At 72.0% G+C, this 20,073-nt stretch carries 20 protein-coding genes and 1 tRNA gene; 10 read left to right on the top strand and 11 right to left on the bottom strand.

Features of this window, described 5'->3' with window-relative positions; genetic code table 11:
• Window positions 1-98: 98 nt before the first annotated feature.
• Window positions 99-563 (bottom strand): GatB/YqeY domain-containing protein, encoded by a 465-nt coding sequence (locus ACZ8ZB_RS18310; protein WP_470738773.1) that lies wholly within the window; start codon window positions 561-563, stop codon window positions 99-101.
• Between the two features lie 104 nt (window positions 564-667).
• Between ACZ8ZB_RS18310 and ACZ8ZB_RS18305 the strand changes: the two genes are divergently transcribed.
• The 6 genes from ACZ8ZB_RS18305 to ACZ8ZB_RS18280 all read left to right on the top strand — a co-directional run bounded on the left by ACZ8ZB_RS18305 (window position 668) and on the right by ACZ8ZB_RS18280 (window position 6,189).
• Complete coding sequence (locus tag ACZ8ZB_RS18305; protein ID WP_470738772.1) at window positions 668-1,609, top strand: metallophosphoesterase; 942 nt, start codon at window positions 668-670, stop codon at window positions 1,607-1,609.
• A 55-nt stretch (window positions 1,610-1,664) separates the two neighbouring features.
• The gene (locus tag ACZ8ZB_RS18300; protein WP_470738771.1) at window positions 1,665-2,450 is read left to right on the top strand and encodes a Pr6Pr family membrane protein; all 786 of its coding nucleotides are present in this window, start codon (window positions 1,665-1,667) and stop codon (window positions 2,448-2,450) included.
• 33 nt (window positions 2,451-2,483) lie between these two features.
• Window positions 2,484-2,557 (top strand) — tRNA-Pro (locus ACZ8ZB_RS18295).
• Window positions 2,558-3,086: 529 nt separating this feature from the next.
• Window positions 3,087-3,536, top strand: a complete 450-nt coding sequence (locus ACZ8ZB_RS18290; RefSeq protein ID WP_470738770.1) for a hypothetical protein — start codon at window positions 3,087-3,089, stop codon at window positions 3,534-3,536.
• Window positions 3,536-5,602, top strand: coding sequence for a hypothetical protein (locus ACZ8ZB_RS18285; RefSeq protein ID WP_470738769.1), 2,067 nt, complete (start codon window positions 3,536-3,538; stop codon window positions 5,600-5,602). The genes ACZ8ZB_RS18290 and ACZ8ZB_RS18285 overlap by 1 nt, the downstream gene beginning before the upstream one ends.
• On the top strand, window positions 5,599-6,189 hold the full coding sequence (locus ACZ8ZB_RS18280) for a hypothetical protein (RefSeq protein ID WP_470738768.1): 591 nt from the start codon (window positions 5,599-5,601) through the stop codon (window positions 6,187-6,189). Before ACZ8ZB_RS18285 ends, ACZ8ZB_RS18280 begins: the two co-directional genes overlap by 4 nt.
• Here ACZ8ZB_RS18280 and ACZ8ZB_RS18275 read toward each other — a convergent pair.
• On the bottom strand, window positions 6,186-6,593 hold the full coding sequence (locus tag ACZ8ZB_RS18275) for a VOC family protein (RefSeq protein WP_470738767.1): 408 nt from the start codon (window positions 6,591-6,593) through the stop codon (window positions 6,186-6,188). The genes ACZ8ZB_RS18280 and ACZ8ZB_RS18275 overlap by 4 nt on opposite strands.
• A 204-nt stretch (window positions 6,594-6,797) precedes the next feature.
• Here ACZ8ZB_RS18275 and ACZ8ZB_RS18270 point away from each other — a divergent pair, with 204 nt between their 5' ends.
• Window positions 6,798-7,085, top strand: coding sequence for a zinc-ribbon domain-containing protein (locus tag ACZ8ZB_RS18270; protein ID WP_470738766.1), 288 nt, complete (start codon window positions 6,798-6,800; stop codon window positions 7,083-7,085).
• A 202-nt stretch (window positions 7,086-7,287) separates the two neighbouring features.
• The gene (locus ACZ8ZB_RS18265) at window positions 7,288-9,174 is read left to right on the top strand and encodes an NAD-binding protein (RefSeq protein ID WP_470741518.1); all 1,887 of its coding nucleotides are present in this window, start codon (window positions 7,288-7,290) and stop codon (window positions 9,172-9,174) included.
• Between the two features lie 175 nt (window positions 9,175-9,349).
• Here ACZ8ZB_RS18265 and ACZ8ZB_RS18260 read toward each other — a convergent pair whose 3' ends face one another.
• Window positions 9,350-11,197, bottom strand: coding sequence for a S9 family peptidase (locus tag ACZ8ZB_RS18260; protein ID WP_470738765.1), 1,848 nt, complete (start codon window positions 11,195-11,197; stop codon window positions 9,350-9,352).
• Window positions 11,198-11,354: 157 nt separating this feature from the next.
• Here ACZ8ZB_RS18260 and ACZ8ZB_RS18255 point away from each other — a divergent pair, with 157 nt between their 5' ends.
• Window positions 11,355-12,185: an SURF1 family protein gene (locus ACZ8ZB_RS18255; RefSeq protein WP_470738764.1), complete on the top strand. Its 831-nt coding sequence runs from the start codon at window positions 11,355-11,357 to the stop codon at window positions 12,183-12,185.
• Between the two features lie 46 nt (window positions 12,186-12,231).
• Here the strand turns inward: ACZ8ZB_RS18255 and ACZ8ZB_RS18250 are convergent, their stop codons facing one another.
• From ACZ8ZB_RS18250 to ACZ8ZB_RS18215, 8 genes are all read right to left on the bottom strand, one after another.
• Window positions 12,232-13,443: a hypothetical protein gene (locus ACZ8ZB_RS18250; protein WP_470738763.1), complete on the bottom strand. Its 1,212-nt coding sequence runs from the start codon at window positions 13,441-13,443 to the stop codon at window positions 12,232-12,234.
• Window positions 13,440-14,015 carry a SigE family RNA polymerase sigma factor gene (locus tag ACZ8ZB_RS18245; protein ID WP_030863114.1) on the bottom strand — a complete coding sequence of 192 codons (576 nt, stop codon included), beginning with the start codon at window positions 14,013-14,015 and terminating at the stop codon, window positions 13,440-13,442. The genes ACZ8ZB_RS18250 and ACZ8ZB_RS18245 overlap by 4 nt, the downstream gene beginning before the upstream one ends.
• Window positions 14,016-14,520: 505 nt before the next feature.
• A complete protein-coding gene (locus tag ACZ8ZB_RS18240; RefSeq protein WP_470738762.1) occupies window positions 14,521-15,594 on the bottom strand; it encodes an aspartate-semialdehyde dehydrogenase in 1,074 nt (357 codons plus the stop codon).
• Window positions 15,594-16,871 (bottom strand): aspartate kinase, encoded by a 1,278-nt coding sequence (locus ACZ8ZB_RS18235; RefSeq protein WP_470738761.1) that lies wholly within the window; start codon window positions 16,869-16,871, stop codon window positions 15,594-15,596. Before ACZ8ZB_RS18235 ends, ACZ8ZB_RS18240 begins: the two co-directional genes overlap by 1 nt.
• Before the next feature lie 253 nt (window positions 16,872-17,124).
• A complete protein-coding gene (locus tag ACZ8ZB_RS18230) occupies window positions 17,125-17,250 on the bottom strand; it encodes a hypothetical protein (protein WP_470738760.1) in 126 nt (41 codons plus the stop codon).
• A gap of 126 nt (window positions 17,251-17,376) precedes the next feature.
• Window positions 17,377-18,036: a DUF5063 domain-containing protein gene (locus tag ACZ8ZB_RS18225; protein ID WP_470738759.1), complete on the bottom strand. Its 660-nt coding sequence runs from the start codon at window positions 18,034-18,036 to the stop codon at window positions 17,377-17,379.
• Window positions 18,029-18,628, bottom strand: coding sequence for a recombination mediator RecR (gene recR / locus ACZ8ZB_RS18220; protein WP_381220548.1), 600 nt, complete (start codon window positions 18,626-18,628; stop codon window positions 18,029-18,031). Before recR ends, ACZ8ZB_RS18225 begins: the two co-directional genes overlap by 8 nt.
• 76 nt (window positions 18,629-18,704) lie before the next feature.
• Window positions 18,705-19,046, bottom strand: coding sequence for a YbaB/EbfC family nucleoid-associated protein (locus ACZ8ZB_RS18215; RefSeq protein ID WP_470738758.1), 342 nt, complete (start codon window positions 19,044-19,046; stop codon window positions 18,705-18,707).
• Between the two features lie 272 nt (window positions 19,047-19,318).
• On the opposite strand from ACZ8ZB_RS18215, the gene ACZ8ZB_RS18210 reads away from it, so the two are divergent.
• Window positions 19,319-20,065: an SLATT domain-containing protein gene (locus ACZ8ZB_RS18210; protein WP_470738757.1), complete on the top strand. Its 747-nt coding sequence runs from the start codon at window positions 19,319-19,321 to the stop codon at window positions 20,063-20,065.
• Window positions 20,066-20,073: the final 8 nt, after the last annotated feature.

Raw genomic sequence — 20,073 nt, 5'->3', positions numbered from 1 at the left:
CCCCGACTGCCGGAGGAGAGGCCGTTCGGCGTCTCACGACGCTCCCGCGGTGCGACGGGAGCGGGCCCGGCCGTCGCGTCCGGCCGGGGGACCGCCGGTCAGCCGGCCAGCAGCCTCTTCACCGCGGCGGCGACCCGGCCGCCCTCCGCCTGTCCGGCCACCTTCGGGTTCACGATCTTCATCACGGCGCCCATGGCCCGCGGCCCTTCCGCACCCGCCGCCTTCGCCTCCTCCACGGCCTGGGTGACGATCGCGTCCAGCTCCTCGTCGGACAGCTGCTTGGGCAGGTACCGCGCCAGCACCTCGCCCTCCGCCTTCTCCCGCTCGGACTGCTCGGGACGGCCGCCCTGAGCGAAGGCCTCCGCCGCCTCACGGCGCTTCTTCGCCTCGCGGGTGATCACCTTCTGCACCTCGTCGTCGGAGAGCTCGCGCTTCTCCTTTCCCGCGACCTCCTCCTTGGTGATCGCGGCGAGCGTCAGCCGGAGCGTCGAGGAGCGGAGCTCGTCGCGCTCCTTGATCGCGGCGTTGAGGTCTTCCTGCAGCTTCGACTTGAGCGTGGTCATGGCTAGATTGTCGCAGGTGCGCGCGGCGGAACGCCTGCTGATTTAAAGGGCTTCGCGTCCACGCGGCGTGCGGAGCGCCCGCCCGGGTCTGACACGATGGACACATGCGCGCGCGATACAAGATCCCCCTGGGAATCACGGCGGCCGGCGCCGCCGGACTGCTGTACGCGGCGGGCTTCGAGGCCCGCTCCTTCCGCCTCCGACGGGTGACCGTCCCCGTCCTCCCGTCCGGGATGCGCCCCCTGCGCGTGCTCCAGGTCTCCGACATCCACATGGTCGGCGGCCAGCGCAAGAAGCAGCGCTGGCTGCGCTCCCTGGCGGGCCTGCGCCCCGACCTCGTGCTCAACACGGGCGACAACCTGTCCGACCCCGAGGGCGTGCCGGAGGTCCTGGACGCGCTCGGCCCCCTGATGGAGTTCCCGGGCGCGTACGTCTTCGGCTCCAACGACTACTACGGCCCCAGGCTGCGCAACCCCGCCCGTTACCTCCTCGAGAAGGTCCAGGGCCGCCACGGTCTGAACGGCAACGCCCCGGAGGTCGACGTGGTCCACAACCCGTGGGAGGACCTGCGGGACGGCTTCGACGCGGCGGGCTGGCTGAACCTGACGAACACCAGGGGAACCCTGAAGATCGAGGGCGCGTCGGTCGAGCTGACCGGCCTGGACGACCCGCACATCAAGCGCGACCGGTACGCGGAGGTCTCGGGCGGCCCGTCGGACGCGGCGGACTTCTCGATGGGCGTCGTCCACGCCCCGTACCTGCGCGCCCTGGACTCCTTCGCGGCCGACGGCTATCCGCTGATCCTGGCCGGCCACACCCACGGCGGCCAGCTCTGCATCCCCTTCTACGGCGCCCTGGTCACCAACTGCGACCTGGACACGGACCGCGTGAAGGGCCTGTCCACGCACACGTCCGAGGGCCGCACGTCCTACCTCCACGTCTCCGCGGGCTGCGGCGCCAGCCGCTACACCCCGGTCCGCTTCGCCTGCCCCCCGGAGGCGACGCTGCTGACCCTGGTGGGCCGCGAGCAGAGGGTCCTCGGGTAACCCGAACGGCTCACCCGCGTCGCCCCGGACCGGACGTCCGCCCACGCTGGGGTGCATGACCGCCCCGATACCCAGGGACCTCCCGGATCTCCCCGCCCTGCCGCGTACGCATCCGGCGTCGGCCGCCCTCTTCGCCCCCGCCAGGGCCGTCGTCCCCCTGGTACGCCGCCCGCTGACAGCGGCGTACCGCCTGCTCCTGGCGCTGCTGGCGGCGGGGGCGGTGCTGGTGGAGACCCTCCTCGGCGGCCCGGCGCGGGTCCTGAGCCACTTCACGGTCCAGAGCGCGCTCCTCCTGGCCCTGGTCATGCTCGCCTCGGCCCGCCGCGCCTGGGGCGTCCGCCACCCCCTGCCGGGAGCGCTCACGGGAGCGGCCCTGCTCTACGTGCTCATGGCGTCCCTGACCCACCACGTCCTCCTGGCGGACGCGCCCCCGCCCTTCCCGGTGACGGACGCGACCACCGGGGTGGACCGGCTGGAGCCACTGGCCACCCACACCCTGCACACGGTGCTGCCCGTCGCCGCGGTACTGGACTGGCTGCTCCTCTCCCCGCCGGCCCGCCTCCACCTCCGCCGGACCGCCGCCTGGATGCTGTACCCCCTGGCCTACCTGGCCTTCATCCTGGCCCGGGGCGAACTCCTCACCAGCTCCCCCGACCGCTACCTCCACCCCTTCCTCGACGTCGCCCGGCACGGCTACCGGAACGTCCTCGCCAACGCCCTCCTCCTGGGCCTCGCCCTCTACGCCCTGGCCGTGCTCCTCGTGGTCCTGGACCACGCCCGCCCGAACCCGGTCCGCCGCCCCCCGAAAACCGGATTTCGCCTCCGGCTCCCAGTGGGCTAAAGTGAACGTCGTCGCCGCGAGAGCAGCGACGATCGGGGTGTAGCGCAGCTTGGCAGCGCGCTTCGTTCGGGACGAAGAGGTCGTGGGTTCAAATCCCGCCACCCCGACAGTGAAGTACCAGGTCAGGGGCCTGATCCGCAGTGCGGGTCGGGCCCCTGAGTGGTTCCGGGGCCAATCCGGGAGCCATGGGGGAGCCGATCTCGGGATCCGGCTCCCAGAGGGCTTCCGCACTCCTCGTGTGCCGCCCATCGGTCGGTCTCCTGGCCCTGGGCCACTCGCCGGCCGGGGCCCAGCCCACCGCGGTCGCCCCCTCGCCGGTCGCCCCGCCTCCGACCTGCGGAATGCCCTGCGACCGCCGCCCGCGCCCCAGGAGCGACGCTCCCGACACCGTACGTCCGGCCGCCGACCGTTCCGACTGCCGTTCGGTCCGGTTCCGGGGGCGCGGATGTCCCGGCTGCCCGAGCCGCGTCGGGCCGTGGAGCACCGGTGGACGACCGGAGGAGGTTCGGTCGTAGTGTTGCGTTCAGCGGACCGAACTGATCGATTCGGCATGTCCTTGGTTGCAGAGATCACGGCACGACACGCGTCGGCGAACACGGCAGGTGAGCCGGGCGCCCGACGGGGAGGGATTCGGGCATGGCCTGGGAGGAATGGGAACAGCTGAAAAGCGAGGTGGCCGAACACCGTTCGACGGGAATGCGGTTGAACCAGCTCCCGGCTGACGGAGGCGGCACCTCCGCACCGGCCGGCGACCTGACGGTCGATCAGCAGGACCTCGCCTCCATCGGCAACAAGGCGTTCGACCTCTGGGACTCCCTCGGCAACCACGGCCGCGACGCCTGGTCCAGCAGCCAGTCCGCGGCCTCCGACCTCAAGGGCCAGGGCTTCAGCTTGGGTGGCGGCCTCGACCACGTGCAGAAACGCTGGGAGGAACAGCTGACGTCACTGCTCGACGCCTGCGCGCACATCTCCAACCACCTGGACTTCACCAAGAAGGTGCACCAGGGAGACGAGCACTACATAGCGGGCATGGTGAGCAGCATCGCGACCCTCGACAAGGGCTTCAGTGAGGAGGCGGGTCGCTGATGGACCTGGACACGCTGCGGTTCGGCCGCTTCACCGCGCTGGACACCGCGATCACGGACTGGTCCCGGGTGGTCGGCCATCTCGAGACCCTGGAGAAAGAAGCCCGCGAGGGACTCAAGGGCGCGGCCGAGAAGGCCAACTGGGCAGGGGTGAACGCCACGGTGACGCGTGAGTTCATCACCAGGACAGCGGGCGAGTTCGCCGACGCCCACACCGAGGCCACCAGCATCCACAACATCCTCAAGGACGCCCGCGACGAACTCGTCGGCTACCGGGACCAGCTGAACGACGCGATCTCCGACGGGCTGAAGAAGAACCTGACCGTGGTCGAGACCGGTAACGGGTCGTTCACCGTCACCATGAACATCCACCCCGACCGGGCCGCCGAAGGCACCTCCGTTCCCGAGCACGGCCAGCAGGACGTGAACCGGCTCAGGGACGAGGTCCAGCGCATCCTGCAAGCGGCCACCGAGAGCGACGACACGGCCGACCGGGTACTGCGGGCCCTGGTCGACCAGGCCGAGTACGGCTTCTCGGGCGCCTCCTACGCGGACCGGGACTCCGCCGCCCGGGCTCTGGAGCAGGCCGAGAACCTCGCGAACCTCATCAAGAGCAAGGGCGACTCGATGTCGCCCGAGGAGTTCGACCGGCTCACCCGCGCTCTCGCCACCCACCGCGACGACCCCCTCTTCCAGGAGAAGTTCACCACGGTGCTCGGTCCCCGGGGAACGCTGGACTTCTGGGCCGATCTGTCCGACCCCTCCGACGGCGGCGAGCTGCAGCGATCACGCCTCGACCAGCTGGGCGACCTGCAGAAGAACCTCAGCCTCGTCCTGGCCGGTGCCACCCGCTCCGACTCTCCCGCGATGCGCCAGTGGGAGGACCAGATGATCCAGCTCGGCGACGACCGCATCCAGACCCGCGGGACCCAGGTGTACGGCTTCCAGCTGATGAGCAACCTGATGCGCGTCGGGGACTACGACGACGCGTTCCTGAACAAGTACGGCAACGCCCTGGTGGAAACCGAGAAGAAGATGCGGCTGCCGGACCGCTACTGGAACGCCGGACTGCAGCCGATGCCGAAGATGAACTTCATCGGGGACGAGTTCGGCCGCGACCCGATGACGGGCCTGATGACCGCGTTGTCCCACAGCCCCGATGCCGCGACGGACTTCTTCAACACCACCGAGCCGCAGGACAACGCCCAGTGGGTGCTCAAGGACCGGCCGGTCTTCGATGACACACCGCTCGACGACGACGACGGCAACCAGTCCCGCGAGGCGACCGGCAAGGCCCTGGTGGCCGCGACCACCGGCGTCAGCCCCCACGATCACAACGCCGTGCCCGTGGAGCACACGGCGGACAACCGCCGTGCCCTCGACCGGTCCCTGAAGTACCTGTCCGAAGCAGGCGACGACATGCCGTCCGAGTTCCGCGACGACATGGCCACCGTCCTGGTCAACTGGGGCGACGAGGTCCACAACACCGCCAGCTCCCTCGCGGACGACGCCAAGGATCCCCGGCAGCTGGACCGCAGCCAGCTGCTGGAAGTGGCCAAGCAGGTCTCCCGCGACCAGAACGCCTACGGCATCCTCAACGACGGCATCAACCAGGAGATGGTCCGCGACATCTACGACGACCACCCCAGCGATCCGAAGGAGACCCTCCTGCGGGCCGGGCACACCGCCGGCTTCCTGGAGGAGGCGCGCTATCAGGCGCTGAAGACGGACAAGGACGACCCGTCCTGGGACGCCAAGTGGCTCTACCACGGCTTCGGTGGTGCCGCGAACTTCATCCCCGTGGTCGGCGACGCCGCCCAGCGCGGCGTCGACGCGCTCGCCTACCAGTGGCAACTGGACGAGCAGAAGCGCATCAACGAGGAGATCTCCCGGCAGAACGGCGAGGTCTTCACCGCCCGCGAGAACCAGCTGCAGCAGTTGGCCGACCTGTGGATGAACGCCAACCCCGACCACCGGGACAACAACCGCTACACCCTCACAGCCGAGATCAACGGAGCCGCGTTCGACGGGAACGCGCGAGCCCAGGGACTGGCGGGAGACCAGTGAACACGCACACGTCTCCGCAGCGGGCGCGGCTGCGCCGGCCCGGTCGGCGCTTCCTCCGCACGGGCGCCCCGGCCACCGTTCTGGCCCTCGCCCTGACCCTGGTCGCAACCGGTTGCTCGGACGCCGGCCGCGACTACTCGGTGCCCGGCGACCTGTGCGGCGTGACCGTGGACTCCCAGCTGCTCTCCCCGTTCCTGCCCGACGGCGAGAAGCTCACCCAGCGTTCCCACGACGCAGGCGCCACCAGCCCGCGGTGCCGCGTTTCCGTGGACGACGACCTCGTCGTCTACACCTCCGGCGATGTGGTCTCCACGGACACCGACCCTCTCCAGGTACAGGATCGCGGACTGCGGCGGCTGGGGCACCCCTCGCCCGCAGACGTCGGTGACGCGGCGCGCGTCGCGGACCGCGGGGCCATGGCGGTCGCCGACTGCACCAGAGGAGGCGAGCGGATGCGCTTCGTCACTCTGATCCAACTGGAGAAGGAGATCCCCGAGGACACGTCAAAGCGCAGGTCGGACCTGACGCGACTCCTGCGCGCCTACTTGCCGGGGGCGATGGCGGCCCTGGACTGCGGTGTGACCTAGGCGGCCGCGTCCTCCGCCACCTCGTCGGGGGCCGCCCACTCCACGAACCGGACGACGATCCCGCTGGGGTCGGTGACCTGGAAGAGCTTCTCGCCCCACGGCTCCTTGCGCAGCGGCAGGGTGACGGCCGCGCCCCGCTCCCGCAGTCGCCGTTCCTCCTCCTCGATGCCGGTGACCGTGAAGGCCAGGGCGGTCCCGGCGGCGTGCGGGTCGCGCCGGTCCGCGGACGGGGCCTCGGCGCCCCGGCGCAGCAGGACGATGTCGACGGCCGCGTCGCCCCGGGTCAGTGAGGCGAACCCGTCGGCGGCGGCGATCTCCCTGTAGCCGAGGTGGGTGGTGAAGAACTGCCGTGAGGCGGTCACGTCGTCGACGGTGAGCGATACGGTGGAGACGGTGATCTGCACGGTTGTCTCTTCTCTCTTCGGGGGTCGGGTGGGGCGGCTGTGCGACGAGCCCGCATCACCATCGGCCTGCGGCACATCGTGCCGACTCCGGGGGCCGGTGCGCTTGTGCAGGGTGCGGCAGTGTTGCGGCCGGTCACGTTGCCGACCGCGGCCACCGTCTGGTGTGGTGGTTCGGGGGACCGAGGCCCGGGAAGGATCGACGACATGATCATTTTTGGCACCAAGGGGTACCTGCACCAGCTGGCGATACTGACGCTGGTGTGCGCGCAGTGCGGGAACCCCGCCGCGCACACGCTCAGGAAGCGGGTCACCAAGTTCACCCTGTTCTTCGTGCCGCTGTTCCCGGTCTCCACGAAGTACGCGACGCAGTGCACCTTCTGCGGCGCGGAACAGAAGGTGACCGGTGAGCAGGCCGAGCGGCTCCAGGCGCAGTCCCTCGGCGGCGGGCAGGGGTACGGGCAGCAGTCGCAGCAGCAGCCCTACCGGTCGTAGGCGGCCGTGGTCGTGGACCGCGCGGGCCGCGCGGTCCACGGATCCCGGGCGCAGGGGCCCCGCCCGGATCCCTCCCCTCGGTGCGGAGGGCGGGCGCGGCCGTTCGGGCACGGCCTGGAACCACCCGTCGCGATGAGGCAGTCTTCTCCCTGTGGTGAGCCTCCTTCCCAACCCGGCCCTGCCCGGCGACCTTTCGGCACACATGGTGGTGTGCGGGGACGACGGGCTCGCGCACCGGCTCGCCGCCGAACTGCGCGGTGTGTACCGCGAGCAGGTGACCCTCGTCGTGCCGCCGTCCGAGCGCGGCGTGCGGCAGCCGATGGCCGGGCGGGCCCGTGCGGCCTCCGCGGCCCTGATCGACCGGGTCGTGACCGCGGTCAACCGGGGCAACAGCGGGTCCGACGACACCTTGGCGCCAGGTGAGCGGGTCGTGGAGGCCGCCGAGCCGACCGAGGCCGTGCTCGCCGGGGCCGGGGTGGAACGCGCCGCCGCGCTGGCGCTGGTGTACGACGACGACGAGACCAACATCCGTGCCGCCCTGACCGCCCGTCGGCTCAACCCCCGGCTGCGGCTCGTCCTCCGGCTCTACAACCGGCGCCTCGGCCGGCACATCGAGGAACTTCTCGATCAAGCCGCCGAGTTGGCGGCCGGTGATGACACGCCGGGACGTGACGGGGCCGGTGGAACCGGTGGGGCCGACATCTCCACGACCGTGCTGTCCGACGCCGACACGACCGCGCCCGCGCTGGTCGCCACCGCGCTCGTCGGCAGCGGCAAGGTCGTCGACGCGGAAGGACTGCTGCTGCGGGCGGTGGAGCGCCGCCCCCCGGGTCCGGGCGAGGTGGCCGATCCGGGACTGTGCACCCTCGCGCTGCTCTCCGCGACCAGCAACGACCCGGCCGGGAACGAGGGTTCGGAGGACAGCGGCGAGCGAGGACCCCAACTGCTGCCCGATGCGGCGGCGGTGGCGGCGGCGACCGGCCGGGGGACGGTGGTTCTGGAGCAGCTGTCGTACTCGGGGCCTCCGTTGCCGACGCGGCGGGGCGGGCCTCCGTTCGCCTCGTTGTTCTCGCGACGGCTGCGGTGGTCGTTGGCGGGGCTGGTGGCGGCGGTGGTCGCGCTCGCCGTCGCGCTGACGGTGGTGACACGGGACAACCCGCTGCACGCCACGTACGTCACGCTGCTCGACCTCTTCGCGATCAACGAGCCCGCGCACCACGAGACCACCGGGCGACAGGTGCTGCAACTGTTGTCCATGCTGGTGGGGTTGTTGCTGCTGCCGGTGCTGCTGGCGGCGGTGCTGGAGGCGCTGGGGACGTTCCGCACGGCGTCGGCGCTGCGGAAGCCCCCGCGTGGGCTGAGCGGGCACATCGTGCTGCTCGGGCTGGGCAAGATCGGGACGCGGGTGCTGACGCGGCTGCGGGAGCTGCACATTCCGGTGGTGTGCGTCGAGGCCGATCCGGAGGCGCGTGGCATGGCCGTGGCACGGCGGCTACGGGTGCCGGTGGTGCTGGGGGACGTCACGCAGGAGGGGGTCCTGGAGTCCGCGAAGATCCATCGTGCGGACGCGCTGCTGGCTCTGACCAGCGCGGACACGACGAACCTGGAGGCGGTGCTGTACGCGCGCTCCGTACGGCCCGACCTGCGGGCGGTGCTGCGGCTGTACGACGACGACTTCGCGAAGGCGGTGTACCGGACGCTGCGGACCGCGCACCCCGCGGCGCTGACGCGGAGCCGGAGTGTCTCGCATCTGGCCGCGCCCGCGTTCGCCGGGGCGATGATGGGACGGCAGATCCTGGGAGCGATCCCGGTGGAGCGGCGGGTGCTGCTGTTCGCGGCGGTCGTCGTGGGCGGGTGCGCGCCGTTGGAGGGGCGGACGGTGGGGGAGGCGTTCCGGGCGGGGGCCTGGCGGGTGCTGGCGCTGGACACGGCGTGGTCGGCCTCCGGCGGGGAGGGGGTGCCGGGGTCCGGGCTGGTGTGGGACCTCCCTGACACGTACGTGCTGCGCGCCGAGGACCGGGTGGTGCTGGCCGCCACCCGGCGGGGGCTGGCGGAGTTGCTGGGGCGGCGGGCGCGGAGCACGACGTGACGCCTGCCGCTGGGTGCTGGGCGGGGTGGGCTTCCCTCGCCCGCGTCCGCGGGGCGCCGCTGCGCCCACCCGTGCCGCCCCGCGGCACGACTGCCCGCGGCCGCGGGCGGCTCGGGTGGGCGCGGCCGCGGGCGGCTCGGGTGGGCGCGGCCGCGGGCGGCTCGGGTGGGTGCGGCTATGCGGGGAGGTGCTTGGCGGCGAAGGCGAGTTCCAGGCGGACCTGTTTGATGCGTTCGTCGACCACCAGGGAGCCGTGGCCGGCGTCGTAGCGGTAGACCTCGTGGACCGCGTCGCGGGACTCGAGGCGTTTGACGTAGTTCTCGATCTGCTGGATGGGGCAGCGGGGGTCGTTGACGCCCGCCGAGATGTAGACCGGGGCCTTGACCTGGTCGACGTAGGTGATCGGGGAGGACGCCTCGAAGCGCTCGGGGACCTCCTCCGGGGTGCCGCCGAGCAGCGTGCGGTCCATCGCCTTCAGCGCTTCCATCTCGTCGTGGTACGCCGTGACGTAGTCGGCGACCGGAACCGCCGCGATGCCCACCGCCCACGCGTCGGGCTGCGTGCCGAGGCCGAGCAGGGTGAGGTAGCCGCCCCAGGAGCCGCCGGTGAGGATCAGCCGGGCCGGGTCGGCGAGACCGGAGGTGACCGCCCACTCCCGCACCGCCGCGATGTCCTCCAGCTCGATCAGGCCCACCCGGTGCTTCAGCGCGTCGGTCCAGGCGCGGCCGTAGCCCGTGGAGCCCCGGTAGTTGACGCGGACCACCGCGTAGCCGTGGTCGACCCAGGCGGCCGGGCCGGCCGCGAAGGAGTCGCTGTCGTGCCAGGTGGGGCCGCCGTGGATGTCGAAGACCGTCGGGAGCGGCCCGCTCGCGCCGGCCGGCTTCTGGACGAGCGCGTGGATGCGCCCGCCCGGACCCTCCACCCACACGTCCTCCACCGGCACCGATCCGGGCGACTTCATCCCGGGCGGGTCGAGGACCACCCCGCCCGTCGTGGACCGCACCGCCGGCGGCCGGGCCGCCGACGACCACAGGTACTCCACGCTGCCGTCGGGCCGGGCCGTCGCACCCGAGACCGCACCGCGCGGGGTGGGGATCCTCACCAGCCGGCGTTCGGCCAGGTCGTAGCGGAACAGCTCGCCGCGGGCCTCGAAACCGTGCACGACGAGCAGTCCCGTGCCGTCCGGGTACCACTCGGCGCTCACGTCACCGGGCAGCTCCAGCGCGAGGTCGGTCTCCTCCCCCGTCGCCACGTCCCACACCAGGGGCTCCCAGCGTCCGCGCCGCTGGTGCCCGATGAGCAGCCGGGTGTCGCCCGCCACCGGCGCGAAGCCCAGCACCTCCAGGCCCAGCTCCCGCGTGCCGCCCTCGGTGTCGTCGAGCTCGGCGACCGTCGTGCCGTCGGGCCGCAGCACCCGCAGCGCGGAGTGCATCGCGTCACCGTGCTCGGTGTGCTCCACCGCGATCAGCGAACCGTCGTGGGAGAGGTCCCCGACGCCCGCCGACTCGCGGTGCCGGTAGATCTCCACGGGTCCCTCGCCCGTGCGGGCCAGGTGGATCGTCGTGCCGTCCTCGTCCGTGGAACGGCCCACGACCGCCGTACGGCCGTCCCGGCCCAGCGCGAGTCCCGCCGGGTACGAAGGGTCGAGGCCCGGTACCGCGAGCTCGTCCTCGCCGCCCGCGAACCGTTGCCGGCGCCACACGCCGAACTCGTCGCCGTCCTTGTCGTCGAACCACCAGATCCACTCGCCGTCCGGCGAGAGCACGCCGTCCGTCGTGCCGTTGGGCCGGTCCGTCACCTGCCGCTGCTCGCCCGTCGCCCGGTCCCAGGCGTACAGCTCGTACGTCCCCGTCGCGTTCGACACGAACAGGGAGCGGTCGGGGGCGTCCTCCGCCCAGTCGGGCAGGGACACCCGGGGCGCCCGGAAGCGCTTCTCCCAGTCGGGCATGCCCGCGCCCTGTTCCACTCGCTCGGTCTGGTGGTCCGTCCGGCCCGGCGCGTCGAACGCGTTGCTCTCAGTCATGACCCCATACTGCCCGTCCCGCAGGGCATCGCGCCGCCGAGCTCCCCAGCCTGTGGACAACTTCTTCCCGATCTTTCACCGGCCCCTCGTGGAGACGGCCCGCCACGCGGCGACCCCGCGGGACGGGAACCGCCCGTCGACCCGTACCGTTGAGGGCGTGTACCGGTTTCTGCTGACACCCCGCTGGTGGGGGATCAACGTCTTCCTGCTGCTCTCCATCCCCTTCTGCGTCTTCATGGGGTCCTGGCAGCTGGGCCGGTTCGAGGACCGGGTGGACAGTCACCGCGACGCCGAGGAGCGGATCGCCACGGACAAGCGGGAGGCGGCCAGGCCGCTGGACGACCTGCTGCCCGTGACCAAGGCCACCTCCGGCAAGCAGGCCACCGCGAGCGGCCGGTACGACACCCAGCTCCTCGTGCCCGACCGCACGCTGGACGACGAGGACGGCTACTACGTCCTGACCCTGCTGCGCACCGACACCGGCCGCGCGCTGCCCGTCGTCCGGGGCTGGCTGCCCGGCACCCCCGACCCGGCCGAGGCGCCCGCGGCGCCCACCGGTGAGGTCACCGTCACCGGCGCGCTCCAGGCGTCGGAGACCCCGGGCAGCAACGGCGTCAGCGCCCGCGGCGGACTGCCCGAGGGGCAGACGGGGGCGATCAGCTCGGCGTCGCTGGTGAACCTCGTGGAGTACGACGTGTACGACGCCTGGGTCACGCTCAACCAGGGCGACTCGGGGATGCGGGCGGTGCCGGCGACCGCGCCGGGCGGCACCGGTCTGGACCTGAAGGCGTTCCAGAACCTCGGCTACACCGCCGAGTGGTTCGCCTTCGTCGGCTTCGTGATCTTCATGTGGTTCCGCCTGCTCCGCCGCGAGGTGGAGCTGGCCCGCGACGCGGAACTGGGCCTGCTCCCGGACGGGGGCCGGGACGAGGGGCAGGGCCAGGACGGGAAGCGGGAACCGGAGCAGTCGAGTCCGTCAGCGGTCTGACGGCGGACCGGGCCTGCGGTCCGGCAGCGGACCGCAGGCCGCTCCGTCACGCCCCCGTCAGCAGCCCCGTGTAGTACACCGTGCCCGCGCACGCGTTGCTCACCGTCGTGGTGGCCGGGCCCGAGCCCGTGGGCGGCGTGTACGTCACCGCCACGCTGCCGTCTCCCACGCCGTCCTCCCGGACCAGCTGGGCGACCGTGCCGCCGTCGGTGCCCGTGGACGCCCCGGCCGTCGTGGTCGGGGTGTCGGTCGGGGTCGGGTCGGGCGAGGGTCCGCCGGTGCCGCCGCCCGTGCTGTCGCCCGGAGCCGTGCAGGTCTCGGAGGGCACCCAGGCGAACTTCACCTCGTACGCCGCGCCCGGCTTGAGCACGAGCCGCGCGGCCTCCAGCGACGGGTCGGGCAGTCCGGCCGCCGCGTCCCCCGCCACATGCCGCGCCGAGCCCACCTTGGTGGTGTCGGCGGCGCCCTGCGCGACCGCGTCCACGGAGCCGGCGGCCTCGACGGCACAGCTCGCGGTGGAGACGTTGACGACCCGGAACGAGCCGTAGACCGCGCCCGTGGACTCGGGTGCGGTGCTGGACGCCGTCGCCGGGCCGAGCTGGGCGGCGGTGCAGGCGGGCGCCCCTGCGGCGGCGCTGGACGAGGGGTCGGCCCCCTCCGTCGCGCCCGTACCGGAGCCGGTGCTCGCCCCGTCCTCGTCCTCCTCCTTCTCGTCGCCCTTGTCGGTCCCCTCGACCCGGTCCGAGGCGCCGCCCGCGGTGCTCTCACCGCCCTCCGGGTCCTTGCCCTGGCCGGTGCCGCCCTGCGCCTGCGCGGCGTGGCCGACGGCGGAGGGGTCGGCGTCGGAGCCGGCGACGCCGGAGACGTGGACGAGGGCGGGGACGGCGGTGCCGAGGAAGAGGGCGGCGGCGGCCATGCCGACGAGGGCCTGGCGCTTGCGGGCCCGGCGGGCGGGGACGGCCCGGCGCAGGTAGTCCAGGGTTCCGTCGCCCGGCTCCACCTCCCGCACCGCCTGCCGCAGCAGGGTGCGCAGTGCCAGCTCGTCCGCGTCGAGCCCCTCGGAGCTCTGTCCGTCCAAACCGTCGTTCACAGTTCCGTTCCCAGCGTGCGTGTGCTTCGGTTCGTGTCCGTCGCCGGATTCCCCCGCGTCCTCGGGCGCGGGCACGCCCTCGGGCTCCCGCGCGGCGCCGGACGGGCGGGAGGGCCCCCGGTCCTCCGGCCCGCGCTCCTCGCGCCGCGCGTCCTCGCCGTGGCTCATGCCGGCGCCTCCATGGCCAGCCGCAGCGCCGCGATACCGCGGGAGCCGTACGCCTTCACCGAGCCCAGCGAGATGCCGAGGGTCTCGGCGACCTGCGCCTCGGTCATGTCCGCGAAGTAGCGCAGCACCAGCACCTCGCGCTGGCGGCGCTGCAGGCCCTTCATCGCCTTGATGAGGGAGTCGCGTTCCAGTTGGTCGTAGGCGCCCTCCTCCGCGCTCGCCATGTCGGGCATGGGCTTGGAGAGCAGCTTGAGGCCGAGGATGCGGCGGCGCAGCGCGGAGCGGGACAGGTTGACGACCGTCTGACGCAGGTAGGCCAGGGTCTTCTCCGGGTCCCGGACGCGTTTGCGGGCGGAGTGGACGCGGATGAACGCCTCCTGCACGACGTCCTCGCAGGATGCGGTGTCGTCGAGGAGGAGCGCCGCGAGGCCCAGCAGCGAGCGGTAGTGCGCGCGGTAGGTCTCGGTGAGGTGGTCGACGGTGGTTCCGGCCGCCACGACGTCGTCGGTGCCGTCACGCTGACCTGGTATGCGGGCGGGCCGCGCTGCGGGCATGGGCGCGATCACCGGCATGCCGCCGGACGCGCCGGACATGCGGGGTCGGCGAGCCTGGCGGGGCGGCCGGAGGGCCGTGCCGCGCGGCGCTGTGAAGTCGAGTACCTCAGCCACGCCAGTTGGACACGCTTCCCCTGGTAAGGGTTGTACGCGCCGGGCGTCACTTTTACGGCGGACGGTGCGGCCGGTCGGCAGGCCACGTCAGGCAGCACCACCGACAGCACATCAAATGCCCTCATGCGTCCCGCTCTTCCCCTGTGTCCCATATGAACGGGCGTCCCCACGCCCGGTTCCGGACGTCCCCACGTCCGGAGAGCAGCGCCCCCACGCCCCCCGGTGAGGGTGACCGCAAAGACGCTCCCCGCCCTCCGCACGGTTGCGGAGAACGGGGAGGTGAATCCTCGTGCACGTCTCGCTCGATCCTCGGCCGCCGGAACGTCCTGATCAAGAGGCTCCGGCCGGGAATCCGGCTCGCAAGACTTACACAGATCCTACAAACGAATGCCGCGCCATTCAGAACTTTTCACTGTTCAAGCGCTACGAGTTCGGCGATCTGCACGGTGTTGAGCGCCGCTCCCTTGCGCAGGTTGTCCCCGCACACGAAGAGCTCCAGCGCGGTGGGGTCGTCCAGGGCCCGCCGTACCCGCCCGACCCAGGTCGGATCGGTGCCGACGACGTCGGCGGGGGTGGGGAACTCCCCCGCGGCCGGGTTGTCGAACAGGACCACGCCGGGCGCCGTGGCGAGGATCTCGCGCGCCTTGTCGACGGTGACCTCGCCCTCGAAGCGGGCGTGCACGGTGAGGGAGTGCGTGGTGACCACCGGGACGCGTACGCAGGTGACCGCCACGGGCAGGTGGGGCAGGCCGAGGATCTTGCGGGTCTCGTCCCGCACCTTCATCTCCTCCGAGGACCAGCCGTCCTCGCGCAGCGACCCGGCCCACGGCACGACGTTCAGCGCGACCGGCTCCGGGAACGGCCCGGTGTTGTCCCCCACGGCCCGCCGTACGTCACCGGGGTGGGTCCCCAGCTCCGTGCCGGCCACCAGGGACAGCTGTTCGCGCAGGGTCCGCACGCCCGCGTGTCCGGCGCCGCTGACCGCCTGGTACGACGAGACCACCAGCTCGCGCAGGCCGAACTCGGCGTGCAGCGCGCCCAGCGCGACGATCATCGACAGGGTGGTGCAGTTCGGGTCCGCGACGATCCCGCGCGGACGCCTCCGCACGGCGTGCGGGTTGACCTCTGGGACGACGAGCGGCACGTCCGGGTCCATCCGGAACGCGCCGGAGTTGTCGACCACCACCGCGCCCCGCGCGGCGGCGACGGGCGCCCACCGTTCGGCGACCTCGTCGGGGACGTCGAACATCGCGACGTCGACCCCGTCGAAGGCCTCCTCGGTGAGCGCCACGACCTCGGTCTCCTCGCCGCGCACGGCCAGCTTGCGGCCGGCCGAGCGCGGAGAGGCGATCAGCCGGATCTCACCCCAGACGTCCGCCCGCTGGGACAGGATCTGGAGCATGACCGTGCCGACGGCCCCGGTCGCCCCCACGACCGCGAGCGTCGGCCGCCCGGAACGTCCGGGCCCTGCGGTTCCGGCCATCAGCGGCCGGTGCCTCCGTAGACCACGGCCTCGTCGCTGTCGGAGTCGAGCCCGAAGGCGGAGTGCACGGCGCGGACGGCCTCCGGCACGTCGTCCTTGCGGGTGACGACCGAGATACGGATCTCGGAGGTCGAGATCAGCTCGATGTTCACGCCCGCGTTGCTGAGCGCCGTGAAGAAGTCGGCGGTGACGCCCGGGTTGGTCTTCATACCGGCGCCGACCAGGGAGATCTTGCCGATCTGGTCGTCGTAGCGCAGGGAGTCGAAGCCGATGGCGCCCTTGTTCTTCTCCAGCGCGTCGATGGCCTTGCGGCCCTCGGTCTTCGGCAGGGTGAAGGAGATGTCCGTCAGGCCGGTGGACGCGGCGGACACGTTCTGCACGACCATGTCGATGTTGACCTCGGCATCGGCGATCGTGCGGAAGATCGAGGCGGCCTCGCCGGGCTTGTCCGGCACACCGACGACCGTGATCTTGGCCTCGGAGGTGTCGTGCGCGACACCGGAGATGAGAGCCTGCTCCACCTGCTTGTCCCCTTGCTTCATCGGCTCGCTGCTGACCCACGTGCCCCGCAGTCCGCTGAAGGACGAGCGGACGTGGATCGGGATGTTGTACCGGCGGGCGTACTCCACGCAGCGGTGGAGCAGCACCTTGGACCCGGAGGCCGCCAGCTCGAGCATGTCCTCGAACGCGATCCAGTCGATCTTCCGGGCCTTGCTCACCACACGCGGGTCGGCGGTGAACACGCCGTCCACGTCCGTGTAGATCTCGCACACCTCGGCGTCGAGCGCGGCGGCGAGGGCGACGGCGGTGGTGTCGGAGCCGCCGCGGCCGAGCGTGGTGATGTCCTTGGTGTCCTGGCTGACGCCCTGGAAGCCGGCGACGATGGCGATGTTGCCCTCGTCCACCGAGGCCTTGATCCGGCCCGGCGTGACATCGATGATGCGGGCTTTGTTGTGGACCGAGTCGGTGATGACACCTGCCTGGCTGCCGGTGAAGCTCTGGGCGTTGTGACCCAGGTTTTTGATCGCCATGGCCAGCAGGGCCATGGAGATCCGCTCTCCGGCGGTCAGCAGCATGTCGAGCTCGCGCCCGGCAGGGATCGGGGAAACCTGCTCGGCGAGATCGATCAGCTCGTCCGTCGTGTCGCCCATCGCGGAAACCACGGCGACCACCTGGTGGCCGTTCTTCTTGGCTTCCACGATCCGCTTGGCGACGCGCTTGATGCCCTCGGCATCGGCTACGGAGGAGCCTCCGTACTTCTGCACGACAAGGCCCACGTGCGCTCCTCGCTCAGTCCGTCGTTTTCCGCAGTCCGCACACATATGTGTCCGCTGCGGTCGGCTCAGTCTATCGAGCGTCCGAAAAACCCCTCCGCGATATCGCATGGTGAGACATCCGGCCGCTCGTGCAGGGGGCTCCTGCCCATCCCGACCCGGCCCACTCGGAAAAGCGACCCGCGTCACACACGGGCTCAGCCGGCGAGGTCCCCGCCGGGCCGCACGGACAGGTCACCGCTGTCACCGGGGGCGGTCACCCGTTCCGCCCCTTCGGCTCGCTGTGGCGCGGATCCTCGGCGTCCTCGAAGTGACCGGGGATCCGGCCCCGGTCCCATGCCGCGTCCCTGCCCGCGTCGCCCACCCGCACGCTGCCGTTCACGCGGCGGACGCCGACAGGGGGGCGCACCTGTTCAGGGAGCCGTGAGCACGCTGACCGGCACCGTCCACCAAGCGCTCGTTCGAGCGCTCGCCGGACGGGCGCCGCCGTATGCTCACGCCTCTTCGGTCACGTGGCCGGCCGCACGCCCAGTGGGACGCCGATCTCCTCGGCCATGACCTTGCCCGCCTCGAACTCCAGGGTGTCGTCGCCCATGCCCTGGTCGGTGTCCAGGCCGTCGAGTTCGGCGAGGGGCTGGTTGAGGCGGACGTGGGCCACCACCGACTGCAGCGCCCGCAGGGCCGCGGACGCCGTGGAGCCCCAGTTGGAGAAGTAGGAGAACTGCCACCACCACAGGGCCTCCGTGGTGCGGCCGGCCTTGTAGTGGGCCAGGCCGTGGCGGAGGTCGGTGATGACGTCGGTGAGGTCGTCGGAGATGCGGGCCGGGACCGGGGCCCTGCGGGGCTCGTAGGGGTCGAAGACCTCCGAGTAGACGTCGATCGGCTCGAGCATGCGGGCGAGGTTCTCGCGGAGTTCGTCCACGTCGGCCTCGGGACCCAGGTCGGGTTCGTAGCGCTCGTCGGGGACGATGTCCTCGTGCGCGCCCAGGCGGCCGCCGGCCAGGAGGAGTTGGGAGACCTCCAGGAGGAGGAAGGGGACGGCCGAGTCCGGCTCGTCGCCCTTCGCGACCTCCGTGACGGCGACCAGGAAGCTCTCGATCTGATCCGCGATCTGGACCGCGAAGTCGTCCGGGTTCTGGTCCGTCGCGTGCAGCGTGGCATCAGACATCTAGGAGTCGTCTCCCCTCGAAGGCGCGGCCGAGGGTCACCTCGTCCGCGTACTCCAGGTCGCCGCCCACCGGGAGGCCGCTGGCCAGGCGGGTGACCTTCAGGCCCATGGGCTTGATCATGCGGGCGAGGTACGTCGCCGTGGCCTCGCCTTCCAGATTCGGGTCCGTGGCCAGGATCAGCTCCGTGACCGTACCGTCGGCCAACCGCGCGAGAAGTTCTCGTATACGCAGGTCGTCGGGGCCCACCCCGTCGATGGGGCTGATCGCGCCGCCGAGGACGTGGTAGCGGCCGCGGAACTCACGGGTCCGCTCGATCGCCACGACGTCCTTGGGCTCCTCCACGACACAGATGACGGTCGGGTCGCGGCGGGTGTCGCGGCAGATGTTGCACTGCTCCTCCTGCGCGACGTTCCCGCAGGTCGCGCAGAAGCGGACCTTCGCCTTGACCTCCATCAGCGCGTGCGCCAGACGCCGTACGTCCGTCGGTTCCGCCTGGAGGACGTGGAAGGCGATCCGCTGCGCGCTCTTGGGACCGACGCCGGGCAGCCGCCCCAGTTCGTCGATGAGGTCCTGGACCACGCCTTCGTACAACGGACTGCCGTCCTTCCTGGTGTTCCTTCAGTACGTACGGTAGAGGCCCGCGGGCCGTCCGAGAAAGGGCGGGAGGTCAGAAGGGGAGGCCGGGGATGCCACCGCCGCCCAGCCCCTGGGCCAGCGGGCCGAGCTTCTGCTGCTGGAGGTTCTGCGCGTTCTCGTTGGCCGCCTGGACCGCCGCGACGATCAGGTCGGCGAGGGTCTCGGTGTCCTCCGGGTCCACCGCCTTCGGGTCGATCACGAGGTCGCGCAGCTCGCCGGAGCCGGTGACGGTGGCCTTCACCAGGCCGCCTCCCGACTGTCCGTCGACCTCGGTCCTCGCCAGCTCCTCCTGGGCCCTGGCCAGGTCCTGCTGCATCTTCTGGGCCTGCTGGAGCAGCTGCTGCATGTTCGGCTGGCCACCACCGGGGATCACGATTGGGCTCCTTGGTCGGTCCGTCGGTAAGGGTTTTACCGTTCGGCACGAGCCTACGTGGTCGCGGAGGCCGCTGCCCCGGCACTCTTTCGAGTGAGTTCCGGTCGGGGCCTTATACCTGATCACGGCCATCTTCCGGGCGACAAAGAGCCCGAACCCCCGGCGTCGCCACCCATTGGGCGGTAGGAAGGGTCAGGCGCTCGATCACCTGGCGTCACACTTCGTGGACGGAACGCAAGCGGAGTCGGCAGGGTTCAGTAGGGAGATACCGGGTGGGTCAGCCGGAGATGCAGCCCGAGGGTCGGCCTCAGGACGGACGGGGCGAAGGGGCGGCCGGGCTGCGGCCGGGCGACCTGGAGGGGCGGGAGTTCCCGCTCGGGGACTGGGGCGAGCCGGCGGCCCGGCTGGACGAGCTGTACCGGTGGGTGGAGCGCGGCGCGCTGGACACGGCCGCCTGGTACCTCGCGGGCCGGATGTGGAAGCGGCGGTGCGCGTGGGCGCTGCGGGCCGGGACGGCCGGGGGCTTACTGACCGGGGCCGCGCTGCCGCTGCTCGATCTGACCGGGGCGGCCGACGGGGCGGCGCCCTGGGGGTATCTGGCGCTGTTGCTCGGGGCGGCCTGTGTGGCCGGGGACCGGTTCTTCGGGGTGACGTCCGGCTGGATGCGGGACGTGGCGACCGCGCAGGCCGTGCAGCGGCGGCTGCGGGCTTTCCAGTTCGACTGGGCGTCGGAGTGCGTGCGCGAGGTGCTCGGCCCGGCGGACGGCACGGCGAGCGAGGCGGCGGAGCGGTGCCTGTCGGTGCTGCGGCGGTTCTCGGAGGACGTCACGGAGCTGGTGCGGGTCGAGACGGCCGACTGGATGGTGGAGTTCCGCACGGGCGGCGCGCCGCTGGGCATCCAGACGGCGGTGGCGGGTGCGGGGCGCCCGGAGGGCTCCCTCCCGTACGGCCGCCTCCCCTCCCCGCAGGGGTCGGCCCGCCCCAACATGCCGCGGCAGCGTCCGCCCGAGCCGCGCTGAACGGGCTC

Source organism: Streptomyces sp. 12E (assembly GCF_055633275.1).
Note: the sequence above shows the minus strand (reverse complement) of the source record. Positions and strands in the feature narration are given on the sequence as shown.